General features: G+C 61.6%; 13 protein-coding genes. All 13 read left to right on the top strand.

Features of this window, described 5'->3' with window-relative positions:
* The first annotated feature begins 26 nt into the window (after positions 1-26).
* The 13 genes from B0919_RS03880 to B0919_RS03820 all read left to right on the top strand — a co-directional run bounded on the left by B0919_RS03880 (position 27) and on the right by B0919_RS03820 (position 19,605).
* On the top strand, positions 27-2,846 hold the full coding sequence (locus B0919_RS03880; RefSeq protein WP_078010912.1) for a glycoside hydrolase family 2 protein: 2,820 nt from the start codon (positions 27-29) through the stop codon (positions 2,844-2,846).
* A 226-nt stretch (positions 2,847-3,072) separates the two neighbouring features.
* Positions 3,073-3,426: a DUF5713 family protein gene (locus B0919_RS03875; RefSeq protein ID WP_078011378.1), complete on the top strand. Its 354-nt coding sequence runs from the start codon at positions 3,073-3,075 to the stop codon at positions 3,424-3,426.
* A 245-nt stretch (positions 3,427-3,671) separates the two neighbouring features.
* Positions 3,672-3,920, top strand: coding sequence for a hypothetical protein (locus B0919_RS03870; RefSeq protein WP_078010911.1), 249 nt, complete (start codon positions 3,672-3,674; stop codon positions 3,918-3,920).
* Positions 3,917-4,327, top strand: a complete 411-nt coding sequence (locus tag B0919_RS03865; protein ID WP_078010910.1) for a type II toxin-antitoxin system VapC family toxin — start codon at positions 3,917-3,919, stop codon at positions 4,325-4,327. Before B0919_RS03870 ends, B0919_RS03865 begins: the two co-directional genes overlap by 4 nt.
* Before the next feature lie 44 nt (positions 4,328-4,371).
* Positions 4,372-5,268, top strand: coding sequence for a hypothetical protein (locus B0919_RS03860; protein WP_078010909.1), 897 nt, complete (start codon positions 4,372-4,374; stop codon positions 5,266-5,268).
* A gap of 234 nt (positions 5,269-5,502) precedes the next feature.
* The gene (locus B0919_RS03855; protein WP_078010908.1) at positions 5,503-8,268 is read left to right on the top strand and encodes an alpha-L-rhamnosidase; all 2,766 of its coding nucleotides are present in this window, start codon (positions 5,503-5,505) and stop codon (positions 8,266-8,268) included.
* Between the two features lie 194 nt (positions 8,269-8,462).
* Entirely contained in the window at positions 8,463-9,620 is a 1,158-nt protein-coding gene (locus B0919_RS03850) for a sialidase family protein (protein ID WP_078010907.1), read from the top strand.
* Positions 9,621-9,814: 194 nt separating this feature from the next.
* Complete coding sequence (locus tag B0919_RS03845; protein ID WP_078010906.1) at positions 9,815-11,233, top strand: alpha/beta hydrolase family protein; 1,419 nt, start codon at positions 9,815-9,817, stop codon at positions 11,231-11,233.
* Between the two features lie 148 nt (positions 11,234-11,381).
* Positions 11,382-13,295: a right-handed parallel beta-helix repeat-containing protein gene (locus B0919_RS03840; protein ID WP_078010905.1), complete on the top strand. Its 1,914-nt coding sequence runs from the start codon at positions 11,382-11,384 to the stop codon at positions 13,293-13,295.
* A 250-nt stretch (positions 13,296-13,545) separates the two neighbouring features.
* Positions 13,546-15,741, top strand: a complete 2,196-nt coding sequence (locus B0919_RS03835) for a family 78 glycoside hydrolase catalytic domain (protein WP_078010904.1) — start codon at positions 13,546-13,548, stop codon at positions 15,739-15,741.
* Positions 15,741-16,511 (top strand): L-rhamnose mutarotase, encoded by a 771-nt coding sequence (locus B0919_RS03830; protein WP_078010903.1) that lies wholly within the window; start codon positions 15,741-15,743, stop codon positions 16,509-16,511. Before B0919_RS03835 ends, B0919_RS03830 begins: the two co-directional genes overlap by 1 nt.
* Positions 16,512-16,554: 43 nt before the next feature.
* Entirely contained in the window at positions 16,555-17,625 is a 1,071-nt protein-coding gene (locus B0919_RS03825; RefSeq protein ID WP_078010902.1) for a Gfo/Idh/MocA family protein, read from the top strand.
* 393 nt (positions 17,626-18,018) lie between these two features.
* A complete protein-coding gene (locus B0919_RS03820) occupies positions 18,019-19,605 on the top strand; it encodes an SLC5 family protein (RefSeq protein WP_078010901.1) in 1,587 nt (528 codons plus the stop codon).
* Positions 19,606-20,086 lie beyond the last annotated feature (481 nt).

Below are 20,086 nucleotides of genomic sequence, written 5' to 3'. Positions count from 1 at the left end.
GCACGTGAGGCGCCCAAAAGAACGACATGCTCAAACGTTTCCTCCCATACCTCCTGACGCTGCTGCCCCTGGCCTCCCACGCCCAGCAGACGCAAATCCAGTACCTCTCCGGTACTGACAAAGACCACACGGTCAAGTGGAAGTTCCACTGCTCGGCCGGCCGCAACGCCGGTAAGTGGACCACCATCCCGGTGCCCTCCAACTGGGAGCTGCAGGGCTTCGGCAAGTACAACTACGGCCACGCCAAGGACACCGCCCGCGGCAAGGAAGTGGGCCAGTACAAGTACGAGTTCAAGGTGCCCAAAAACTGGGACGGCAAGACGGTGAACATCGTCTTCGACGGCGCCATGACCGACACCGAGGTGAAGATTAACGGCCAGTCCGCCGGCCCGATGCACCAAGGCTCTTACTACCGCTTCAAGTACGACATTACTCGGCTGCTCAAGCCGGGCAAAACCAACCTGCTCGAAGCCACCGTCGCCAAGCACTCGGCCAACGAGTCCGTCAACGACGCCGAGCGACGTGGGGACTTCTGGCTGTTCGGCGGCATCTTCCGCCCGGTGTTCCTGGAGGCCCTGCCCGCCACCCACATCAGCCGCGTGGCCGTGGATGCCAAGGCCGACGGCTCGCTGCGCGCCGACGTGTACACCCAGGGCAGCGGGGCCGATGAAGTCGTGGGTCAGCTCTATACGCTGGATGGGCAAAAGGCCGGCTCCGAGTTCCGCGCGGCCGTGGCCGGCGGGGCCACCACGCGCCTGCAAACCTCGCTCAGCCAAGCCCGGCTCTGGACGCCCGAAACGCCCAACCTCTACCGCGTGGCCTTCACCCTGCGCAAGGGCGGGCAGCCGGTGCACGTCGTCGACAAGCGCATCGGCTTCCGCACCATGGAAGTGCGCGAGCGGGACGGCATGTACCTCAACGGCGTCAAAGTCAAGTTCAAGGGCGTCAACCGCCACTCGTTCTGGCCCACTTCGGGCCGCGTGACCAGCAAGGCCCTCAGCATTCAGGACGTGAACCTGATGCGCGACATGAACATGAACTCGGTGCGCATGGCCCACTACCCGCCCGATGACCATTTCCTGGCCGCCTGCGACTCGCTGGGCCTGATGGTGCTCGACGAAATAGCCGGCTGGCACGGCAACTACGACACGCCCACCGGCACCAAGCTCACCGAGGAAATGGTGCGCAAAGACGAAAACCACCCCAGCATCGTGGTGTGGGTGAACGGCAACGAGGGCGGCCACAACTTCGACCTCGACCCGGTGCTCGACCGCATGGACTTGCAGCAGCGCCCCGTTATCCACGCCTGGCAGGTGTTCCGCGGCACCGATACCCAGCACTACATCAACTACGACTACGGCAACGGCACCCACCTGCAGGGCCACAACGTGGTGTTTCCCACCGAGTTCCTGCACGGCCTCTACGACGGCGGCCACGGCGCCGGCCTCGAAGACTACTGGGAGCAGATGTGGGCCCATCCGCGTTCGGCCGGCGGCTTCCTTTGGGACTTCTCCGACGCCGGCGTGGTGCGCACCGACAAGGGCGGCATCCTCGACACCGACGGCAACCACGGCGCCGACGGCATCCTCGGTCCCTACCGCGAAAAGGAGGGCAGCTTCTTCACCATCAAGGAGGTATGGAGCCCCGTGTTCTTCGAGCGCCGCGAAATCACCCCGGCCTTCGACGGCACCTTCCGCGTGCAAAACCGCTTCCACTTCACTGATCTGAATCAGTGTAAGTTCACCTGGAAGCTAACCCAGCTGCCTGGCCCCGGCAGCAAGGCCGCGCCCGTCACCAAAACCGGCTCCCTTACCGCGCCCAGCGTGGCGCCCAACGGCACCTACGGCACCCTGAAAGTGGCCCTGCCCGCCGACTGGCAGCAACACGACGTGCTCTACCTCACCGCCCACTACCCCGACGGCCGCGAAATCTACACCTGGAGCTGGCCCATTACCCGCCCCAGCGCCGTGGCCCAGCGCCTCATCCGCACCGATGGCCCCACCGCCGCCAAGCTCACCGAAACCGACTCGCTCTACAACGTCGCCGCCAACGGCGTGGAGCTGAGCTTCAGCCGCCGCTCGGGCCTGCTGCGCTCGGTGCGCAACGCCAAGGGCCTCATCCCGCTCACCAACGGCCCCGTGCTGGCCGAGGGCGAAACCGCCTTCGAAGGCCTGAGCCAGCGCCAGGACGGCCAGAACGTGGTCATCGAAGCCAAGTTCGGCAAGCAGAGCCGCTACCAGTCGCTGCAGTGGACGGTGTACCCCTCGGGCTGGGTGCGCCTCACGGCTAAGTACTTCCCCAAAGACTACGACTTCGCCCTGGCCGGCCTGAGCTTCAGCTACCCCGAAAAGGAGGTGCGCGGCGCCCAGTGGCGCGGCGACGGGCCCTACCGCGTGTGGAAAGACCGCCTGAAGGGCACCAACCTGGGCGTGTGGACCAAAGGCTACAACGACACCAGCACCGGCGAAATGAACGGCACCCGCGGCCCCGAGTACCCCGAGTTCAAGGGCTACTACTCCAACTTCTACTGGCTCACCCTGCAGACCACCGGCCAGCCCTTCACCGTAATCTGCGACCAGGAAGACGTGTACCTGCGCCTGTTCACGCCGCGCTTCTCGGCCACGCCCTACAACACGGCCCCGGCCTTCCCCAGCGGCCAACTCTCCTTTATGCACGGCATCACGCCCATCGGCACCAAGTCGCAGAAAGCCGAGAACATGGGCCCGATGGGCAAAACCAACATGTACTACGACTACGGCAAAGACCCCTCGTACGCCAAGGAAATGACCCTGTACTTCGATTTCTCCGGCCAGCAAGCCCCAGCCGGCGCCGTCGGGCAGAAGTAGAGCAGCAGCCGATTGAACAACGCAACCCAGAACGTCATGCTGAGCTTGTCGAGGCATCTCTACCGCTTCATTTGAACGAAGTTGTTCGGTAGAGATGCTTCGACAGGCTCAGCACGACACTGAAGCATCGCAGCGGGTAGTGAACCGAAGAGGTTTGCTACCCGCTGTTTAGTTGGGTACTGAAGCAGATGCCCGTTATTTGAGTACCAACATCAACGTAGCTGATATGGCTAAGAAGCAAGAAAAGCTTGCAAACGAAGCGGTTAGGAATTATTCCTTCCTGAAAGAGATGTACGAAGACTCGTACTTCCCGAATAAGCTAGTCGACAAGGGTAAGGCAATTCTGGTAGGGCTATGTTTTGAAATCGAGCAGAAGCAGCCCAAGACCCTAGATGAGCTGTACGAACTGACCCACGCCGCTACCGACAAGTTCAACGACTTGCAAGATGATTTTGAAGAAGCCGACAGCGAAATAGAAACGGCCGCCAGAGAATGTATAGCGGAAGATTTTGAGTTCGTATCAAAAGCTTACGGCTTCGAGGCGGATAGAGAAGAACTGGTGGCAACTCGGGATTGGTGAGCGACCAAACGGCTAGATTGGTTAACTTCAGTGCAATGATTCAGGAGCCAAAAGACGTCGATTTTTGTACCACCGGCCGGCAACTGTCGGAGCCGGAATTTACCCGCATCAGCGAGTGGATCAAGCAGAATAAACAAGGCAGTAAGCCGCTGGCTCCATGTTCTGCTGATAAACCGAATGCTCCGACCCGCAGAGCCAGCTAACGACTTCCAAGCCGATTTGCACGTAAGCTTCGAAAAAACGCCATGCAGCCGATCAATCCATCCGCCAGCATTGCCGATTACTACCTCGGCGTGCTGCGCAACCTCAGCGCCGACAGCAAGCTGGACCTGATTGCCCGCCTGTCGCAATCCTTGAAGCAAGAGCAGCAGCCCGCCGCCCCGACGAGCCTGCAAGCCCTGTTCGGAGCCTACCAAGGCGAAGAAACCGCCGAAGAACTCATTGCGGCTATCCGCCAGTCCCGCGTTTCCACCCGTGACATCGAGCCGCTTTGAAACGCTACCTGCTCGATACCAACATCTGCATCTACTTCCTCAAAGGCCTATACCAGCTCGACCGTAAAATCGAGCAAGTCGGCCCCGCCAACTGCTTCATTTCCGAAATGACGGTGGCCGAGCTGAAATACGGCGCCGAAAACAGCAAAACGCCCGAGGTACTGCGGCCCATCATTGCCGCCTTTCTGCCGAAGTTCGTCGTCATTCCCGTGTATGACGCGCTGGACGTTTACGCGGCCGAAAAAGCCCGGCTGCGCAAACAGGGCCTCATCATTGACGACTTCGATATTCTGATCGGGGCTACGGCTGTCGTCAATAACATGGTGATGGTATCGAACAACCACAAGCACCTGAGCCGAATTAGCAACATCGACTTGCAGGATTGGACGACTGCTGAGCCTGGGTAGGGGTGGAGTAAAGGGTATTGATTGAAGAATATTAAGCACAAAACATGGCAACTGACGGCGTTAAAATCATTGATGGAGATTTGGCGAGAGATACATATAACCAAATAATGGATTTGTATGATAGTGGATTGAGTATTGAGGATATTAAAGGGGTAATTCCATTTGAGAGGACCGAATTAGGTGATGATACAGATTTCTATTATGAAATTTTTGTTACTGCCTATGCTCTTGCTTTCTGGGAAATCGGAGGATTGACCGATAGTACATTAGAGGAGGTCAAGCGTGTTATAGACAAAGGAGCTGGCGTCAAAGTGTGGGAAGAAGAGGCTGATGAGAAGGAAGGCAAAAAGCGCAGGAAGGAGCTTGATAAGTTATGGTTGAAAATAAGCCAACCAAATCAGAAAATTAGAAAAATTAAGAAGTATAGAAAGATAGTTAACTTGTTTTTTCAAGAAAATGATGTTTTAGTTTTTAAAATTGCGGACAATTATCATGCAATGATTTGTGCTAAAATCACTCAACAACGAGGCCAGTGTTCTTATGACCTCGTTGCAACTACTTACAAGGGGAAAGTAAAGCCGACGCTTGATCATCTAAAATCGAGCTTTATTTCTGGGCTTAAGATAGGGTCGGGGTATGATCCTGATATAACTGTTTCATATCAGCCAAATGTAGATAGTATATGGGCTTATTGCGGACAGTCAAACTTTTTCTTCGGCCTGAACTACAACCTTGTTATTCATAAGGATATGGCAAGCTTCAAGGATAAGTTTGAAGTAGTGGGTAAATTAAAAATAAAGGATAGTTTTAAAAAAGATGGATGCTGTGGCTATGAATCATCATTTGAAGATGTCTCGAAAATATTTCGAGACATAGAAGATCATATGAGAGTATTTAGACAATGGAAATTTCCAGTGAGCCTTCTCTGTGAATTGGAATAATCGTCAAGCCGAAGATTGGTAAAGCTCTTATGACTGCTCGATAGTGTAGAAGCCTCCCCACCATGCCCAAATCCTAAAGCTTTATGCTAAGATCGTAGAATGTTGGCACGGGAAAAATGGTGAACTAGTGGACGCCAAAAGTGCCTAGCACCGCCCCGTGGCGCCGGCCCGTGTAGCGGCCGGCTTCCCCGCTGCTGTCGTAGCGGGGGCCGCGGGGTGCGGCTGCCCGTCCCGATGAACCTGCGCATTGTACTTTCTTCGCTTCTCACCGCCCTGCTGCTGACGGCCTTCCGCGCCGACAAGCCCGCCCCCGTGCAGCTGCTGCGCCTGCGCTGCGAGCTGCTCACCAACCCCGAAGGCATCGACGCCACCGCCCCGCGCCTGAGCTGGGAGCTGAGCGGCGCGGCCCGCGGCCTGGAGCAAACCGCCTACCAGGTGCTGGTGGCCTCCACCCCCGAAAAGCTGGCCGCCGACGAGGGCGACCTGTGGAACTCCGGCCAGGTCGCGTCGGCCCAATCGGTGCACGTGGCCTACGCCGGCGCCCCGCTGCGCAGCCGCACCCGCTGCTACTGGAAAGTGCGCACCTGGACGACTCAGGGCCCCTCGGCCTGGAGCGCGCCCGCCCGCTGGAGCATGGGCCTGCTCAACTACCTCGACTGGAAAGGCCGCTGGATCGGCTTCGACCGCGCCTTTCCCTGGGACGACGAAACCAGCCACGCCCGCCTCTCGGCCCGCTACTTCCGCAAGGAGTTCAAGGCCGACAAGCCCATCCGCCAGGCCACGGCTTACATCATCGGGCTGGGCCTGTACGAGCTGTACCTGAACGGGCAGCGGGTAGGGGAACAGGTGCTGGCCCCCGGCCCCACCGACTACACCCAGGGCGTGAAGTACAACGCCTACGACGTGACCGGCCTGCTGAAACAGGGCCCCAACGCCGTGGGCGCCGTGCTCGGCAACGGCCGCTTCTACGCCATGCGCCAGCACTACAAGCCCTACAAGATCAAGACCTTCGGCTACCCCAAGCTGCTCATGCAGGTGGAAGTAAGCTACGCCGACGGCTCGCGCGACATCGTCAAGACCGACGAGAGCTGGCAGGGCACCGCCGACGGCCCCATCCGCACCAACAACGAGTACGACGGCGAGGAGTACGACGCCACCAAGGAAATGCCCGGCTGGGCCACCGCCGGCTTCGAGGCCAAAAGCTGGCTGCCGGCCGAGCTGGTGCAGGAGCCTGGCGGTGCCTACGAGGCGCAGATGAACGAGAACATGAAGGTGATGGAAACCCTGAAACCGGTATCCATCAAGCCCCTGGCCGGCGGCAAGTACATCCTCGACATGGGCCAGAACCTGGCCGGCTGGCTGCGCCTGCGCGTGCAGGGCAAGGCCGGCGACAAGGTGACGCTGCGCTTCGCCGAAACCCTGCAGCCCAGCGGCGAGCTTTACGTGCGCAACCTGCGCGACGCCCGCGTGACCGACGTGTACACCTTAAAAGGCGGCGCCCGCGAAACCTGGGAACCCCGCTTCGTCTACCACGGCTTCCGCTACGCGGAAATCAGCGGCTGGCCCGCCGGCGCGGCGCCCACCCTGGCCAACTTCGACGGCCGCGTGGTGTACGACGACATGGCCACCACCGGCGCGCTGACTACTTCCGACCAGACCATCAACCAGGTGTACCGCAACGCCTACTGGGGCATCCGCAGCAACTACAAGGGCATGCCCGTGGACTGCCCGCAGCGCAACGAGCGGCAGCCCTGGCTCGGCGACCGGACCACCGGGGCCTACGGCGAGAGTTTCCTCTTCGACAACTCCCGCCTCTACGCCAAGTGGCTGCGCGACATCGAGCAGGCCCAGAAAGCCGACGGCAGCATCCCCGACGTGGCCCCCGCCTTCTGGCGCTACTACGGCGACAACGTGACCTGGCCCGGCACCTACCTCACCGTGGCCGACATGCTCTACCGCCAGTACGGCGACCAGCAGGTGCTGGCCCGCCACTACGACTCCATGCGCCGCTGGCTGGTGTATATGGGCCAGAACTACTCCGAAAACGGCCTGGTCACCAAGGACAAGTACGGCGACTGGTGCGTGCCCCCGGAGTCAAAAGAGCTCATCCACTCCAAGGACCCCGCCCGCAACACCGATGGGGCGCTCATTGCCAGCAGCACCTATTATCACATGCTGGACCTCATGCGCGGTTTCGCCGGCACGCTGGGCAAAACCAAGGATGCCGACGAGTACACCCAGCAGATGGCCGCGCTGAAAACGGCTTTTAACGAGAAATTCCTGAACCAGCAGAGCTGCCAGTACTCCAACAACACCGTCACGGCCAACCTGCTGCCCTTGTCCTACGGCATGGTGCCGCCGGAGGCCGAGGCCAAGGTGTTCCAGAACATTGTCGACAAAATCATGGTGGAGAATAAGGGCCACATCAGCACCGGCGTCATCGGCACGCAGTGGCTGATGCGGGGCCTCAGCCAGCACGGCCGCCCCGACGTGGCCCTGCGCCTGGCCTCCAACCGCGACTACCCGAGCTGGGGCTACATGGCCGCCAACGGCGCCACCACCATCTGGGAGCTGTGGAACGGCAACACCGCCGACCCGGCCATGAACTCCCAAAACCACGTGATGCTGCTCGGCGACCTGATTATTTGGCAGTACGAAAACCTGGCCGGCATCAAATCCGCCCCCGACGCGCCGGGCTTCCAGCGCCTGGAAATGAAGCCCACGCCCACCGCCGGCCTGACCTTCGTCAACGCCTCCTACCAATCGGTGCGCGGCCTCGTCAAGAGCAGCTGGAAGCAGGACGCCAAGCGCTTCAGCTGGAACCTGACGGTGCCCGGCAACACCAAAGCCCTGGTCTACCTCCCGGCCAAGGATGCGGAGCGGGTGCAGGAAGGCGGCAAGAAAGCCGCGGCCGCGCCGGGCGTGAAGTTTCTGCGCCAGGAGGGCGACCGGGCCGTGTTTGAAGTCGGCTCGGGGGAGTATGCCTTCGTGGTGAAATGAAGAACATACCCGGCCGATGTAGAGACGCATACTTGCGTCTCGGCTTTGAACGGCCCGTCTTAAACGACCAGAACTACATCAGCTCTTGCGTCTCGGCGTTGAACGGCCCGCACTGAACGACCAGAACCACCGCCAGTACCACCCCCAACATCAGCAACGATTGAGACGCAAGTATGCGTCTCTACACCGCATACATGAAGCACACGCTTGCCTTACTTCTTGCCAGCGGCCTGACGGTCAGCTGCTCCGTAGCTCAGAACCCGGCGAAAACCACTGCCCAGAAGAACCCCTGGCAGCGCGCCGTCATTGTCGATGAGTTCATCCAGGAGAAAATGCCCTTCCCGGAAAGCCACGCGGCTACCCTGGCCGAAACGCCGCAGGGGCTGGTGGCCTCGTGGTTTGGCGGCACCAAGGAGCGCAACCCCGACGTGGGCATCTGGGTGAGCCGGCAGGAAAACGGCAAATGGACTGCCCCGGTGGAAGTCGCCAACGGCGTGCAGAGTGAAACCCTGCGCTACCCGACCTGGAACCCGGTGCTCTACCAAGTGCCCGGCGGCGAGCTGCTGCTGTTCTACAAGATCGGGCCCAAGCCTTCGGACTGGAAAGGTTTCATGCGCAGCTCCAAGGACCACGGCCGTACCTGGTCGGAAGCCCGGGCGCTGCCGGAGGGCTACATCGGGCCGGTGAAAAACAAGCCGGTGCTGCTCTCCAACGGCACTTTGCTCAGCCCCACCAGCACCGAGGGCAGCGGTGGCTGGCGCGTGCACCTGGAAGCCACCACGGACTTCGGCAAGACGTGGAGCATGATCGGGCCCATCGAAAACGGCTCAACCCAGGGCGCCATTCAGCCCAGCATTCTGACGCACAAGGACGGGCGCCTGCAGCTGCTCTGCCGCAGTCGCGACCGGGCAATCCTGGAGTCGTGGTCCTCGGACCAAGGGAAGACGTGGACGCCGCTGGCCAAGACCAACCTACCCAACAACAACTCCGGCACCGACGCGGTGACCTTGCAGGACGGGCGCCAGCTGCTGGTCTACAACCACGTGCTGCCGCCCGGCACCCTGGCCAAGGGCCCGCGCACTCCGTTGAACGTGGCCGTGTCCAAGGACGGCAAGGAGTGGTACGCGGCGGCCATTCTGGAAGACTCGCCCATCAGCCAGTACTCGTACCCCTCGGTGATTCAAACCAAGGACGGCAAGGTGCATTTCGTGTACACCTGGCGCCGCAAGAGTATCAAGCACGCCGTCATCGACCTCAAGAAGCTCAAGCTGGTCAAAATTGAGAATGGGCAATGGCCGGCGCTGAAGGGCTACAAGGCCCCCACGGGCACGGCGGAAATCACCAAGGACTAGGCGGCCTTAGAGGCACCTGACGTTCGCCTCACCCCCTAGCCCCCTCTCCGAAAAGGAGAGGGGGACTAGCCTAAAAAATAGCTCTAGCACTTTTTCGTCCGATGCCTTCTACGCATCTAGCTCTAGAAAACTAGCAGCTAGTTCCCCCTCTCCTTTTCGGAGAGGGAGCTAGGGGGTGAGGCGCCAACCGCCCAATGTTCCAAAAACTCCGCCTTCTCGCCGCCGCCCTGCTGCTGACGGCCGCCGGCGCCGCCCAGGCCCAGACGGCCGACGAGCAGTACCGCGAGCCGCTGCAGCAGGTGCTCGACGAGATTCAGCAGCGCTACGGGGTGAAAATCCGGCCCGACGCGGCCATGGTGAAGGACAAGTACGTGACCTACGCCCAGTGGCGTTTCCGGCCGGACGTGGACGAAACCCTGCGCAACGTGCTCGGGCCCCTCGACTACCAGGCCGCTAAAACGGGCGACAAGACCTACAAGCTTAAAACCTTCCAGTACCATCTCAAGACGCCCGGCGAGGGCGCCGCGCAGCTAAAAGAGCTAGCGGCTCGCTACCACGATCAGGCCAGTTGGGAGCAGCGCAAAGCCGAGCTGCGCAGCTGCATGTGGTCGGCGTTGCGCCTCGCGCCCATGCCCGCCAAGCCCGCGAGCAAGCCCATCGTCTCCAATAAGCGCGCGTACGAGGGCTACTCGGTGGAAAACGTGGCGCTGGAAACCCTGCCCGGCGTGTACGTCACCGGCTCCCTGTACCGGCCGCTCAAAGCCAAGGGCAAAATCCCGGTCATCATCAGCCCCGACGGCCACTTCGGCGACGGGCGCTACCGGTCCGACGCGCAGAAACGTTGTGCCACGCTGGCCCGCATGGGCGCCATGGTATACAGCTACGATTTGTTTGCCTGGGGCGAGTCGACCTTGCAGTTTAGGCCTGAAGACCATCGTCGCAGCTTGGCCATGACGGTGCAAGCCCTCAACGGCCTGCGGGCCCTGGACTTCCTCCTGGCCCAGAAAAACGCCGACAAGGACCGCGTGGCCGTGACCGGGGGCTCGGGCGGCGGTAGCCAGACCATGCTGCTCACCGCCCTCGATGACCGAATCAAAGTCAGCGTGCCGGTGGTGATGCTCTCGACCTACCACAGCGGGGGCTGCCCCTGCGAAAGCGGCATGCCGGTGCACCTCTGCGGGGGCGGCACCAACAACGCCGAGCTGGCCGCCATGGCCGCCCCACGCCCCATGCTGGCCGTGACCGACGGCGGCGACTGGACCGCCCAAACGCCCGACGTGGCCATGCCTTACCTCAAGAACATCTACGGCTACTACGGCAAGCCCGAGCTGGTGCAGAATGCTCATTTTCCCAAGGAAGGCCACGACTACGGCGCCTCCAAGCGCCAGGCCATGTACGAGTTCATGGCCAAAAACCTGGGCCTGAACCTAGGCATGGCCGAAGATGCCAGCGGCAAGCTGGACGAGTCGAAAGTGACCGTGGAGAAGCAGGAGCAGCAGCTGGTATTTGGGTCGAAAGGAGAGAGGCTGCCAGCCAATGCCCTGCACAGCTTCGAGGCGCTACAGGCGCTGTTTAACCTAAATGCACCGCAAGGCCAGGCGCAAAAAAACTAGGCTCGCCCGCCTGTAGCGCTGAGTGATACTCGGCGCCGGCGCGGCACGCGTCGAGGCGAAACCGCGCCGTCCGCTAGATACCAGAACCACATTGCCGCGTGCCGCGGCAGCGCCGGGTATTACTCAGCGCTACACTCTGACCCGCTCAATGACCCGCTCAATTTCCGTTAGCCTGCTTCTCGCCGCTACTCTGCTGAGCGCACCAGCCGTTGCCGCCGACATATGGGTGGCGCCTACCGGCTCCGACCGCAACCCCGGCACTGCCGACAAGCCCCTGGCCACGCTGACCATGGCCCTGCGCCAGGCCCGCGACCTGCGCCGCCTCCGCGATGCTTCGGTGCAAAACGGCGTGCACATCTGGGTGAAAGGCGGCGAGTACCGGCTGTCCGAGCCCTGGCTGTTCCGGCCCGAGGATGCCGGCACGGCCACGAGCCCGACCATCATCGAAGCCGCGCCCGGGGAGCAGCCGGTACTTAGCGGCGGTGTGCCGGTGACGGGCTGGAAAAAGGCCGTGGCGGCTGTGCCAGGTCTGCCCAAAGCCGCGCAAGGGCAGGTGTGGGTGGCCGATGCGCCCCTGCTGGCCGGCCGTAACTTGGATTTTCGGCAGCTGTGGGTGAATGGCCGCAAGGCTGTGCGCGCCCGCACGCCCAACAACGACAACCTGCCCCGCCTGCTGCGCTGGGACACCGACAAGCGCGAAGCCTGGATTCCGGCCGCCGCGCTCGGCGGCGTGCAGCGGGCCGGGCAGCTGGAAATGGTGCTGCACCAGATGTGGGCCGTCAACGTGCTGCGCGTGAAGGCGGTGACCGTGCAGGGCAAGGAAGCGCGGGTAACTTTTCACGAGCCCGAAAGCCGGGTGCAGTTTGAGCACCCCTGGCCCCGGCCCATTATCGACGGCAAAAACGGCAGCTCGGCCTTTTACCTTGCCAATGCCCCGGAACTGCTCGATGAGCCCGGCGAATGGTACTACGACCAGGCCCATCGGCAGGTGCTGTACTGGCCCCGCCCCGGCGAAACGATGAGCAGCGCCCAAACCGTAGTGCCCGCGCTGGAAACCCTGGTGCAGGTGGCGGGAAGCCTTGACGCGCCGGTGAGCCATGTCCAGTTCAAGGGCCTGACCTTCGCCTACACTACTTGGCTGCGCCCCTCCGAGCAGGGCCACGTGCCCCTGCAGGCCGGTATGTATCTGCTCGACGGCTACTCCCTGGCCAAGCCCGGTACGCCCGACAAAGCTGGCCTGGAAAACCAGGCGTGGATTGGCCGCCCGCCTGGGGCGGTGCAGCTCAGCGGCGCCGACCACACCCGCTTCGAGCGCTGCCGCTTCGAGCACCTGGGCGCCTCCGGCCTCGACTACCAGCAGGGCACCCACGACGACGTCATCGTCGGCTGCACCTTCCGCGACGTGGCCGTGAACGGCCTGCAGCTGGGCAAGTTCTCCGACCCCGGCATCGAAACCCATCTGCCTTACCTGCCCAAGGACGAGCGGGAAATCTGCTCGAATGAGCTGGTGGAAAACAACCTCTTTACCGACTGCGGCAACGAGGACTGGGGCGCCTGCGCCGTCACGGCTGGCTACGTGCGCCAGACCACCATCCGCCACAACGAAATCAGCCAGGTGCCCTACACCGGTATCAGCCTGGGCTGGGGCTGGACCAAGACGGCCAACGCCATGCGCGACAACCGCGTGACCCAGAACTACATCCACCACTACGCCCAGCATACCTACGACGTGGCCGGCGTGTACACCCTCTCGGCCCAGCCCGGCACCGTCATCAGCGAAAACCGCGTGGACGAAATCGGCCGCGCCGCCTACGTGCACGACCCCGAGCACTGGTTTTACCTCTACCTCGACGAAGGCTCCTCGGGCATCACGGTGCAGGACAACTGGTGCCCGGCGGAGAAGTTCCTGGCCAATGCCAACGGCCCCAATAACGTCTGGAAAAACAACGGCCCCATGGTGTCCGACGCCATTAAGCAGGCTGCCGGCCTCGAAGCCGCTTTCCGCGACCTGGGCGGGACCATGCCGAAAGCGGAGTCCAAGGCCGGAAAGAGCCAGCAGTAACTATAAGAACGTCATGTCGAGCGAAGCCGAGACATCTCGCGTGCTGACATCGGATAGTAACCCCAACGAAAAAGAATACTACCCAACGTCAGCACCGATCCTCGCTTGATGCACGACATGCTCGGAATGACGGCCGAGAGGAGCAGACGAAGCGGTAGAGATGCTTCGACTGCGCGGACGCCAAATCGAGCATGACGGCCTGGTAGTTCTCGACTCTAGCCCGAGAAACGCAGAACATCAACTTCCCCTGATGCCCCACGCTACCCTGAAACAATTCACCGCTGCCGCCGCTGCCGCGCTGGCGCTACTAGCCGCCGAAACCTCCCAGGCCCAGCAGGCCAGCAAGGCCACCTGGATCTGGTACCCCGGCGACTACGAAATCTGGCTCAGCAACCAGATGCAGAACCGCCGCACCGAGCGCGGCTCCTTTTTCCCGCCGTTCTGGCGGCTGGATAGCCACTACCCGCTCATCGATTTTCACCAAGACTTCGACCTGAAAGAGGCCGAGCAGGTGGAGCTGCGCGCCGAGGGCCAGTACAACGTCAAGCTCGACGGCAAGCTCATCACCGGCTACCCCACGCGCCTGACGGTGCCGGCCGGCAAGCACCGGCTCAACATCAAGGTATACAACCAGCAGCACGTGCCGGCGGTGTTCGTGCAGGGCAAAACCATCGGCACCGACGGCAAGTGGCTGGTGACCTACGAGGACAAGGAGTGGATTGACGCCTCGGGCAAGGTCTCGGACCAGTCGGGCACCACCTGGCTGACGGCCGGCTCCTGGAACTTCAACGAGGCCCAGGGGCTGCCTTCGGCCTTCAAGCTCAAAACCGAGCCGCGCCGGGCCGCCAAGGTCACACGCAATGCCGACGGCAGTATGCTGGTGGATTTCGGGCGCGAAACCTTCGGCTACGTGCGCCTGCACGGCCTGCAAGGGCAGGGGCCGACCACCCTGTACTTCGGCGAATCGAAGGAGGAGGCGCTGAGCGTGGAGGGCTGCGAGACGCTGGAGCGCCTGGAGGTAAACCAGCCGCAGAAAGCCGACAAGCTCACGACTTTGACTAAGGCCTTTCGCTTCGTGAATATCCGGCCCGAGAAGGGCGTGACCGTGGATTCGGTGTCCATGCTCTACGAGTACGCGCCGCTGACGGAGCGGGGCCGGTTCCGGTGCTCGGATGAGCAGCTGAACAAGATCTGGGACGTGGCCGCCTACACCATGCAGCTCACGTCGCGGGAGTTTTTCATCGACGGCATCAAGCGGGATAGGTGGGTATGGTCGGGCGACGCCTACCAGAGCTACCTGATGAACTACTACCTGTACTTCGACACGCCGACCGTGAACCGTACCACCTTCGCCCTGCGCGGCAAGGACCCGGTTACCAGCCACGTCAATACCATCATGGACTACACCTTCTACTGGTTTATTGGCATTTACGACGCCTACCAGTACACCGGCGACAAAACCGTGGTGCAGCAGCTCTACCCGCGCATGCAGAGCCTGATGGACTACTGCCTCTCGCGTCGCAACAAGGACGGCTACATGGAAGGCCTGGCCGGCGACTGGGTATTCATCGACTGGGCCGACGGGCTGAGCAAGAAGGGCGAAGTCAGCTTCGAGCAGCTGCTCTTGTGCCGCAGCCTGGAAAGCATGGCGCTGTGCGCCAACCTGGTGAATGACCCGGCCGGCGCCCAGAAGTACCAGCAGTTGGCGGCTGATCTGAAAACTAAAATCTTCGCCACCTACTGGAACCCGGCCAAGGGCGCGCTGGTGCACAGCCGCGTGGCCGGGCAGCCGACGGAGAACGTGACCCGCTACGCCAACATGTTCGCCATCTTCTTCGACTACCTCAGCCCGGAGCAGGAGCAGCAGGTGAAAAAATCGGTGCTGCTGAACCCCGGGGTGGCCAAAATCACCACGCCCTACATGCGCTTCTACGAGCTGGAAGCCCTCTGCGCCCTCGGCGAGCAGCCCTACGTGCTCAAGGAAATGAAGACCTATTGGGGCGGCATGCTCAACGAAGGCGCCACCGCCTTCTGGGAAGAATACGACCCGACCAAGAAGGGCACCGAGCACCTCACGATGTACGGCCGCCCCTTCGGCAAAAGCCTCTGCCATGCCTGGGGCGCCAGCCCGATTTACCTGCTGGGCAAGTACTACCTCGGCGTCAAGCCCCTCTCGGCCGGTTACGCCACCTACGAAGTGGTGCCCACCCTCGGCGGCCTGCAGTGGATGGAAGGCTCCGTGCCCACGCCCCAGGGCGACATTGCCGTGCGCGCCACCACCAAAGAGCTGAAAGTGAAAGGCACTAGCGGCACCGGTACCCTGCGCTTCAAGAGTAAATCAAAACCCAACTGCAAAGGCGCCAAAATCGAAGCCAAAGGCAACGGCCAGTACGAACTGCAGCTGCAGCCCGGCCGCGAGTACGTGGTGACTTACCAAGCATTGTAATGAAACAACTTCTACGACCCACTGCGCAAAACACTGCAACCCTCCGCGAGAAACGTCGTCCGCGCCGCGTGCTTGGAATAGCCCTGCTGCTGTGGCTGCTGAGCATCGGCAGCTATGCCCAGAATGCCAGCAGCACCTCCGTGCTGCAGCTCCAGGAAATAACGGGCAAGCCGCTGCTGCCGGCCAAGCTGCAGGCCTTGTGCCAGAAGCAAGGCTTGCCTGTCAGCAGCATCTACGGCTGGCGCAACTACCTGCTGGTCTACGGCCCCACGGAGCAGATCAAGGAGCTGATGTTCTCCCTGAAAAAGGACTATACCAACACGCGCCTGCAGTTCTACGAAGCCCCGTTCTACCGCTTCGACCGCAGCAGCTGCACCGATAAAACCCTGGCCAAGCGCTGGGACAACGTCATCCTGAGCACCGGCCTGGTGGAAGACACGCTCCTGCAGCGCCGCTACCTCAGCTTGCACGAGAAACAGGCTGTCGAGTGGCCCGAAGTGAGCCAGGGCTTCTGCAACGCCAGTTTCCAGCAACTGCAGGTATTCCAGCAGAACCAGCAGCTGCTGGTCATCATCAGCATTCCGAAGGGCAAAACCCTGGACGAGCTGAACCCCAAAACCACCGACAACAACCCGCGCGTGGACGAGTGGAACCAGCTGATGAAGCAGTTTCAGCGCCCCTTGCCCGAGGCCGATTCCACCCAGACCTGGGTGACCTTCGAGCCCGTAGCCGCGCCGCCGGCCAAAAACGCGCCGCCGGTTAAAAAGTAACCCCGCCCTGACCATCAACCACTACCAACTGACAACTCAAGCAATGCTGAAATTAGGAATCCTGGGCCTGGGCGAGGGGAGAAGCACCATGTCGGCCGCCCTGCAAAGCGAGAAGCTGGAGTTGCGCGCCATCTGCGACCGTAACGAGGAGCTGTGCCGCCACCGCGTGGCCGAGTTTCAGTTTCAGGGCCGCGTCACGCCGAACTACCAGGACCTGCTCGACGACCCCGAAATCGACATCATTGCCATCTACACCCCCGACCACCTGCACGCCGAGCACGTGGCGCAGGCCCTGCGGGCGGGCAAGCACGTGGTGTGCACCAAGCCCTTTATCGACGACCTCTCCAAGGCCAACGAGCTGCTGGCCCTGGCCGAGCAAACCGGCAAAAAGGTGTTTATCGGCCAAAGCTCCCGCTTTTTCGAACCCGTCAAGCGGCAGCGCGCCGACTTCGAGGCCGGCCTGATCGGGGAGCTGATTACCATCGAGGGCTACTACCACGCCGACCACCGCTGGTTTCTGGCCAAGGGCTGGTCCTTGCAGGAAAGCTTCAAGTGGCTCTACGGCGGCCTGAGCCACCCCGTGGACTTCATCCGCTGGTACTTGCCCAACATCGAGGAAGTCATGGGCTACGGTATGCTCAGCGCCAACGGCCGGGCAGGCGGGCTCAAGCACCAGGACACCATGCACTTCATCTTCAAGGCCACCGACGGCCGCGTGGCCCGCGTCAGCGGCGCGTACACCGGCCCGGTGCAGCCCGTCACCCGCGACTCGGAAATGAGCTGCATCCTGCGCGGCACCGAGGGCGCCAGCCAGGCCGACTACATGGACCTGCGCTACGCCATTACCGACCGCACCGGCGAGGAGCGCATCGTCACGTGGGAGCATAAGCTCAAGCACTACTTCCGCTTCGAGGGCAAAAGCCACCACGCCGGCGAGTACCAGAACTACCTCGAATACTTCGCCGACTCCATCACCGAGGGCTTCACCGCCTACCCCAACATTCGCGAGGGCATCGGCACCATCGCCCTGCTGCAGGCCATGGACCGCTCCCTGCAAACCGGCCGCCCGGTGCGCGTGCAGGAGCTGCTCGACGAGCACGGCGTGCAGCTGTAATCCGAAACCGCCCGCAAAAGAACGTCATGCCGAGCTTATCGAACCGAAGGAAGGCGTAGCCAGGCATCTCGCGTGCTGACGTTGCCCCCTTGCCACATCCATCAAGGTTCCTGACGCCTCCGTTGAGGTCATTGCCACCTCGTTTGAACGTCTTGCCACCTCTTGCAAGGTTCATGTCACCTGCATTGAGGTTCATGCCACGGTCATTGAACCTCATGCCAGCCCCCGTGAAGTCCATGTCACCTTCAGCGAACTTCTTGTCACCTCGCGCAAGGTCATTGCCACGGCCGTTGAACGCCTTGTCACATGAAGCGAGGCTGTGCGGCTTCGCTCCATGTGACGCCCTGCGAATACTGCTCTAACTCCCACCCGAACTAACCCCACCCGCCCCGCATGGGAAACAATTTACTCGGCCAGCTAAGCCTCTGGGACTACGCCATCGTGGCGGCCTACGTCGTCATCCTCGTGGGCATTGGCTACCGGGCCAGCGCCGCGCAAAAGGAGCAGACCGAAGACTCCCAGTTTCTGGCCAGCAAGTCGCTGGGCTGGGCCAGCATCGGCTTCAATATGTGGGGCACCAACGTGGGGCCGTCCATGCTGCTCGCGTTTGCCTCCATCGGCTACAGCACCGGCATCGTGGCGGTGAATTTTGAGTGGTACGCCTTCGTGTTCCTGTTCTTGCTGGCCACCGTGTTTGCCCCGCGCTACCTGGCGGCTCGCGTGAGCACCATGCCCGGCTTTATGGGGCAGCAGTACGGCGGCTCCACGCAGAACATCCTGGCCTGGTACGCGCTGATCAAGATTCTGATTTCCTGGCTGTCCCTGGGCCTGTTCTCGGGCGGGGTGCTAGTGCGCCAGATTCTGGGCATTCCGATGTGGCAGTCGGTTATCGTGCTGGTCTTGTTCGCTGGCTTTTTCACCTTCGCCGGGGGGCTGAAAGCCATTGCCCGCGTCAACGTGTTTCAGATGCTGCTGCTCATCGGCGTATCGCTCACGCTGACGGTTATCGGGGTGATGAAAGTGGGTGGGCTCACGCAGCTCTGGCACAGCGTGCCGGGCCACTACTGGAACCTCATCCAGCCCGCCTCCGACCCGAAATACCCCTGGTACGCCATCCTGCTGGGCTACCCGGTGTCGGCCGTGGCGTTTTTCTGTACTGATCAGGCCATGGTGCAATCGGTGCTGGGCGCCAAGAGCCTGGAGCAGGGCCAGCTGGGCGTGAACTTCATCGGCTGGCTTAAGATTCTGTCGCTGCCGTTGTTCATCCTCACCGGCGTGCTCTGCTACGTGCTCTTCCCGAATCTGGCCAGCCCCGATCAGGCCTACATGACGATGGTAACGAGCCTGTTTCCCGCCGGCATGAAGGGCCTGGTTATCGTCGTGCTGATTGCCGTGCTGGTGGGCACTATCAGCTCCTCGCTCAATGCCCTGAGCACCGTCTTCGCTATGGATGTGTACGCCCGCAACATCAACCCCGAAGCCGCCGAGAAAGACGTAGTGCGTATCGGCCGCCTCACAGTGCTGGTCGGCTGCGCCTTTGCCGTCTTCGTAGCCCTAGCCATCGACGCGGTAAAGGGCCTGAACCTGTTCGACGTGTTCCAGGCCGTCCTCGGCTTTATCGCGCCGCCCTTGTCCGCCGTGTTCCTGCTGACGGTCTTCTGGCCGCGCACCACCCGCCGGGCCGTCAACGCCATTCTTTCGGTAGGCTCTGCCTTCAGCCTGGGCGTAGGCGTACTCTATCTCTGGGTATTGCCACCCAGCCAGTACAGCTTCTGGCCGCATTACCTGGTTTTGTCCTTCTTCATCTTCGCCGCGTTGCTGCTGGCCGCCGTACTCATCTCTTTGCTCGACAGCACTCACCAGCCCCGCACACCCTTCGACCGCACCGCCCTGCCCGCTACTTCGCGCCGTGTGCAGCTGCTCTGGGCCGCCCTGGCCGTGGTGATGGTGGCGCTGTACGTGGTGTTCAACGGACACTGAGTGGTGAGGTGGTGAGATAGTGAAATGGTGAGTTGATGTTTCGTAACGATGCGGCACTGGCTCAAAGCCAATGGCCCCGGCAACGACTGTTGCCGGGGCCATTGGCTTTTCCAGGAAGCAGGTTCAACAAGAAGGGCCCTGGGTGCCAATCCTGCTCAAGGGTGGCAGCTTCCCAACCTACCGCGAGGGCCGCCGCGCCCAGACCACCATCCAATTCACCGAGGCGCTGCCAGCTGCAGTGCAGGGTGCTTGATACAGCGACGAGTCAGCTTTGCGGTAGGGTTGTACCGTGTGCATGAAACGAAGTCCCGACTAGCAGCCGGGACTTCGTTTCATGGATTACAGCAATGACTTAGAGCGTGTTGGGGAATTGAGTAGGGCGTAAACAGAAACGAGCCAGTAAGTTGGGGCGGGAGTTCCTAGGCTTCCGTTCCCTTATGGTTGAGTGCTTTCAACCCCTTACTGACTCGCAGTGGCAAGG

This window comes from Hymenobacter sp. CRA2 (genome assembly GCF_002007105.1).
Taxonomy (GTDB): domain Bacteria; phylum Bacteroidota; class Bacteroidia; order Cytophagales; family Hymenobacteraceae; genus Solirubrum.
This window is presented reverse-complemented; position numbering and strand designations above follow the sequence as displayed.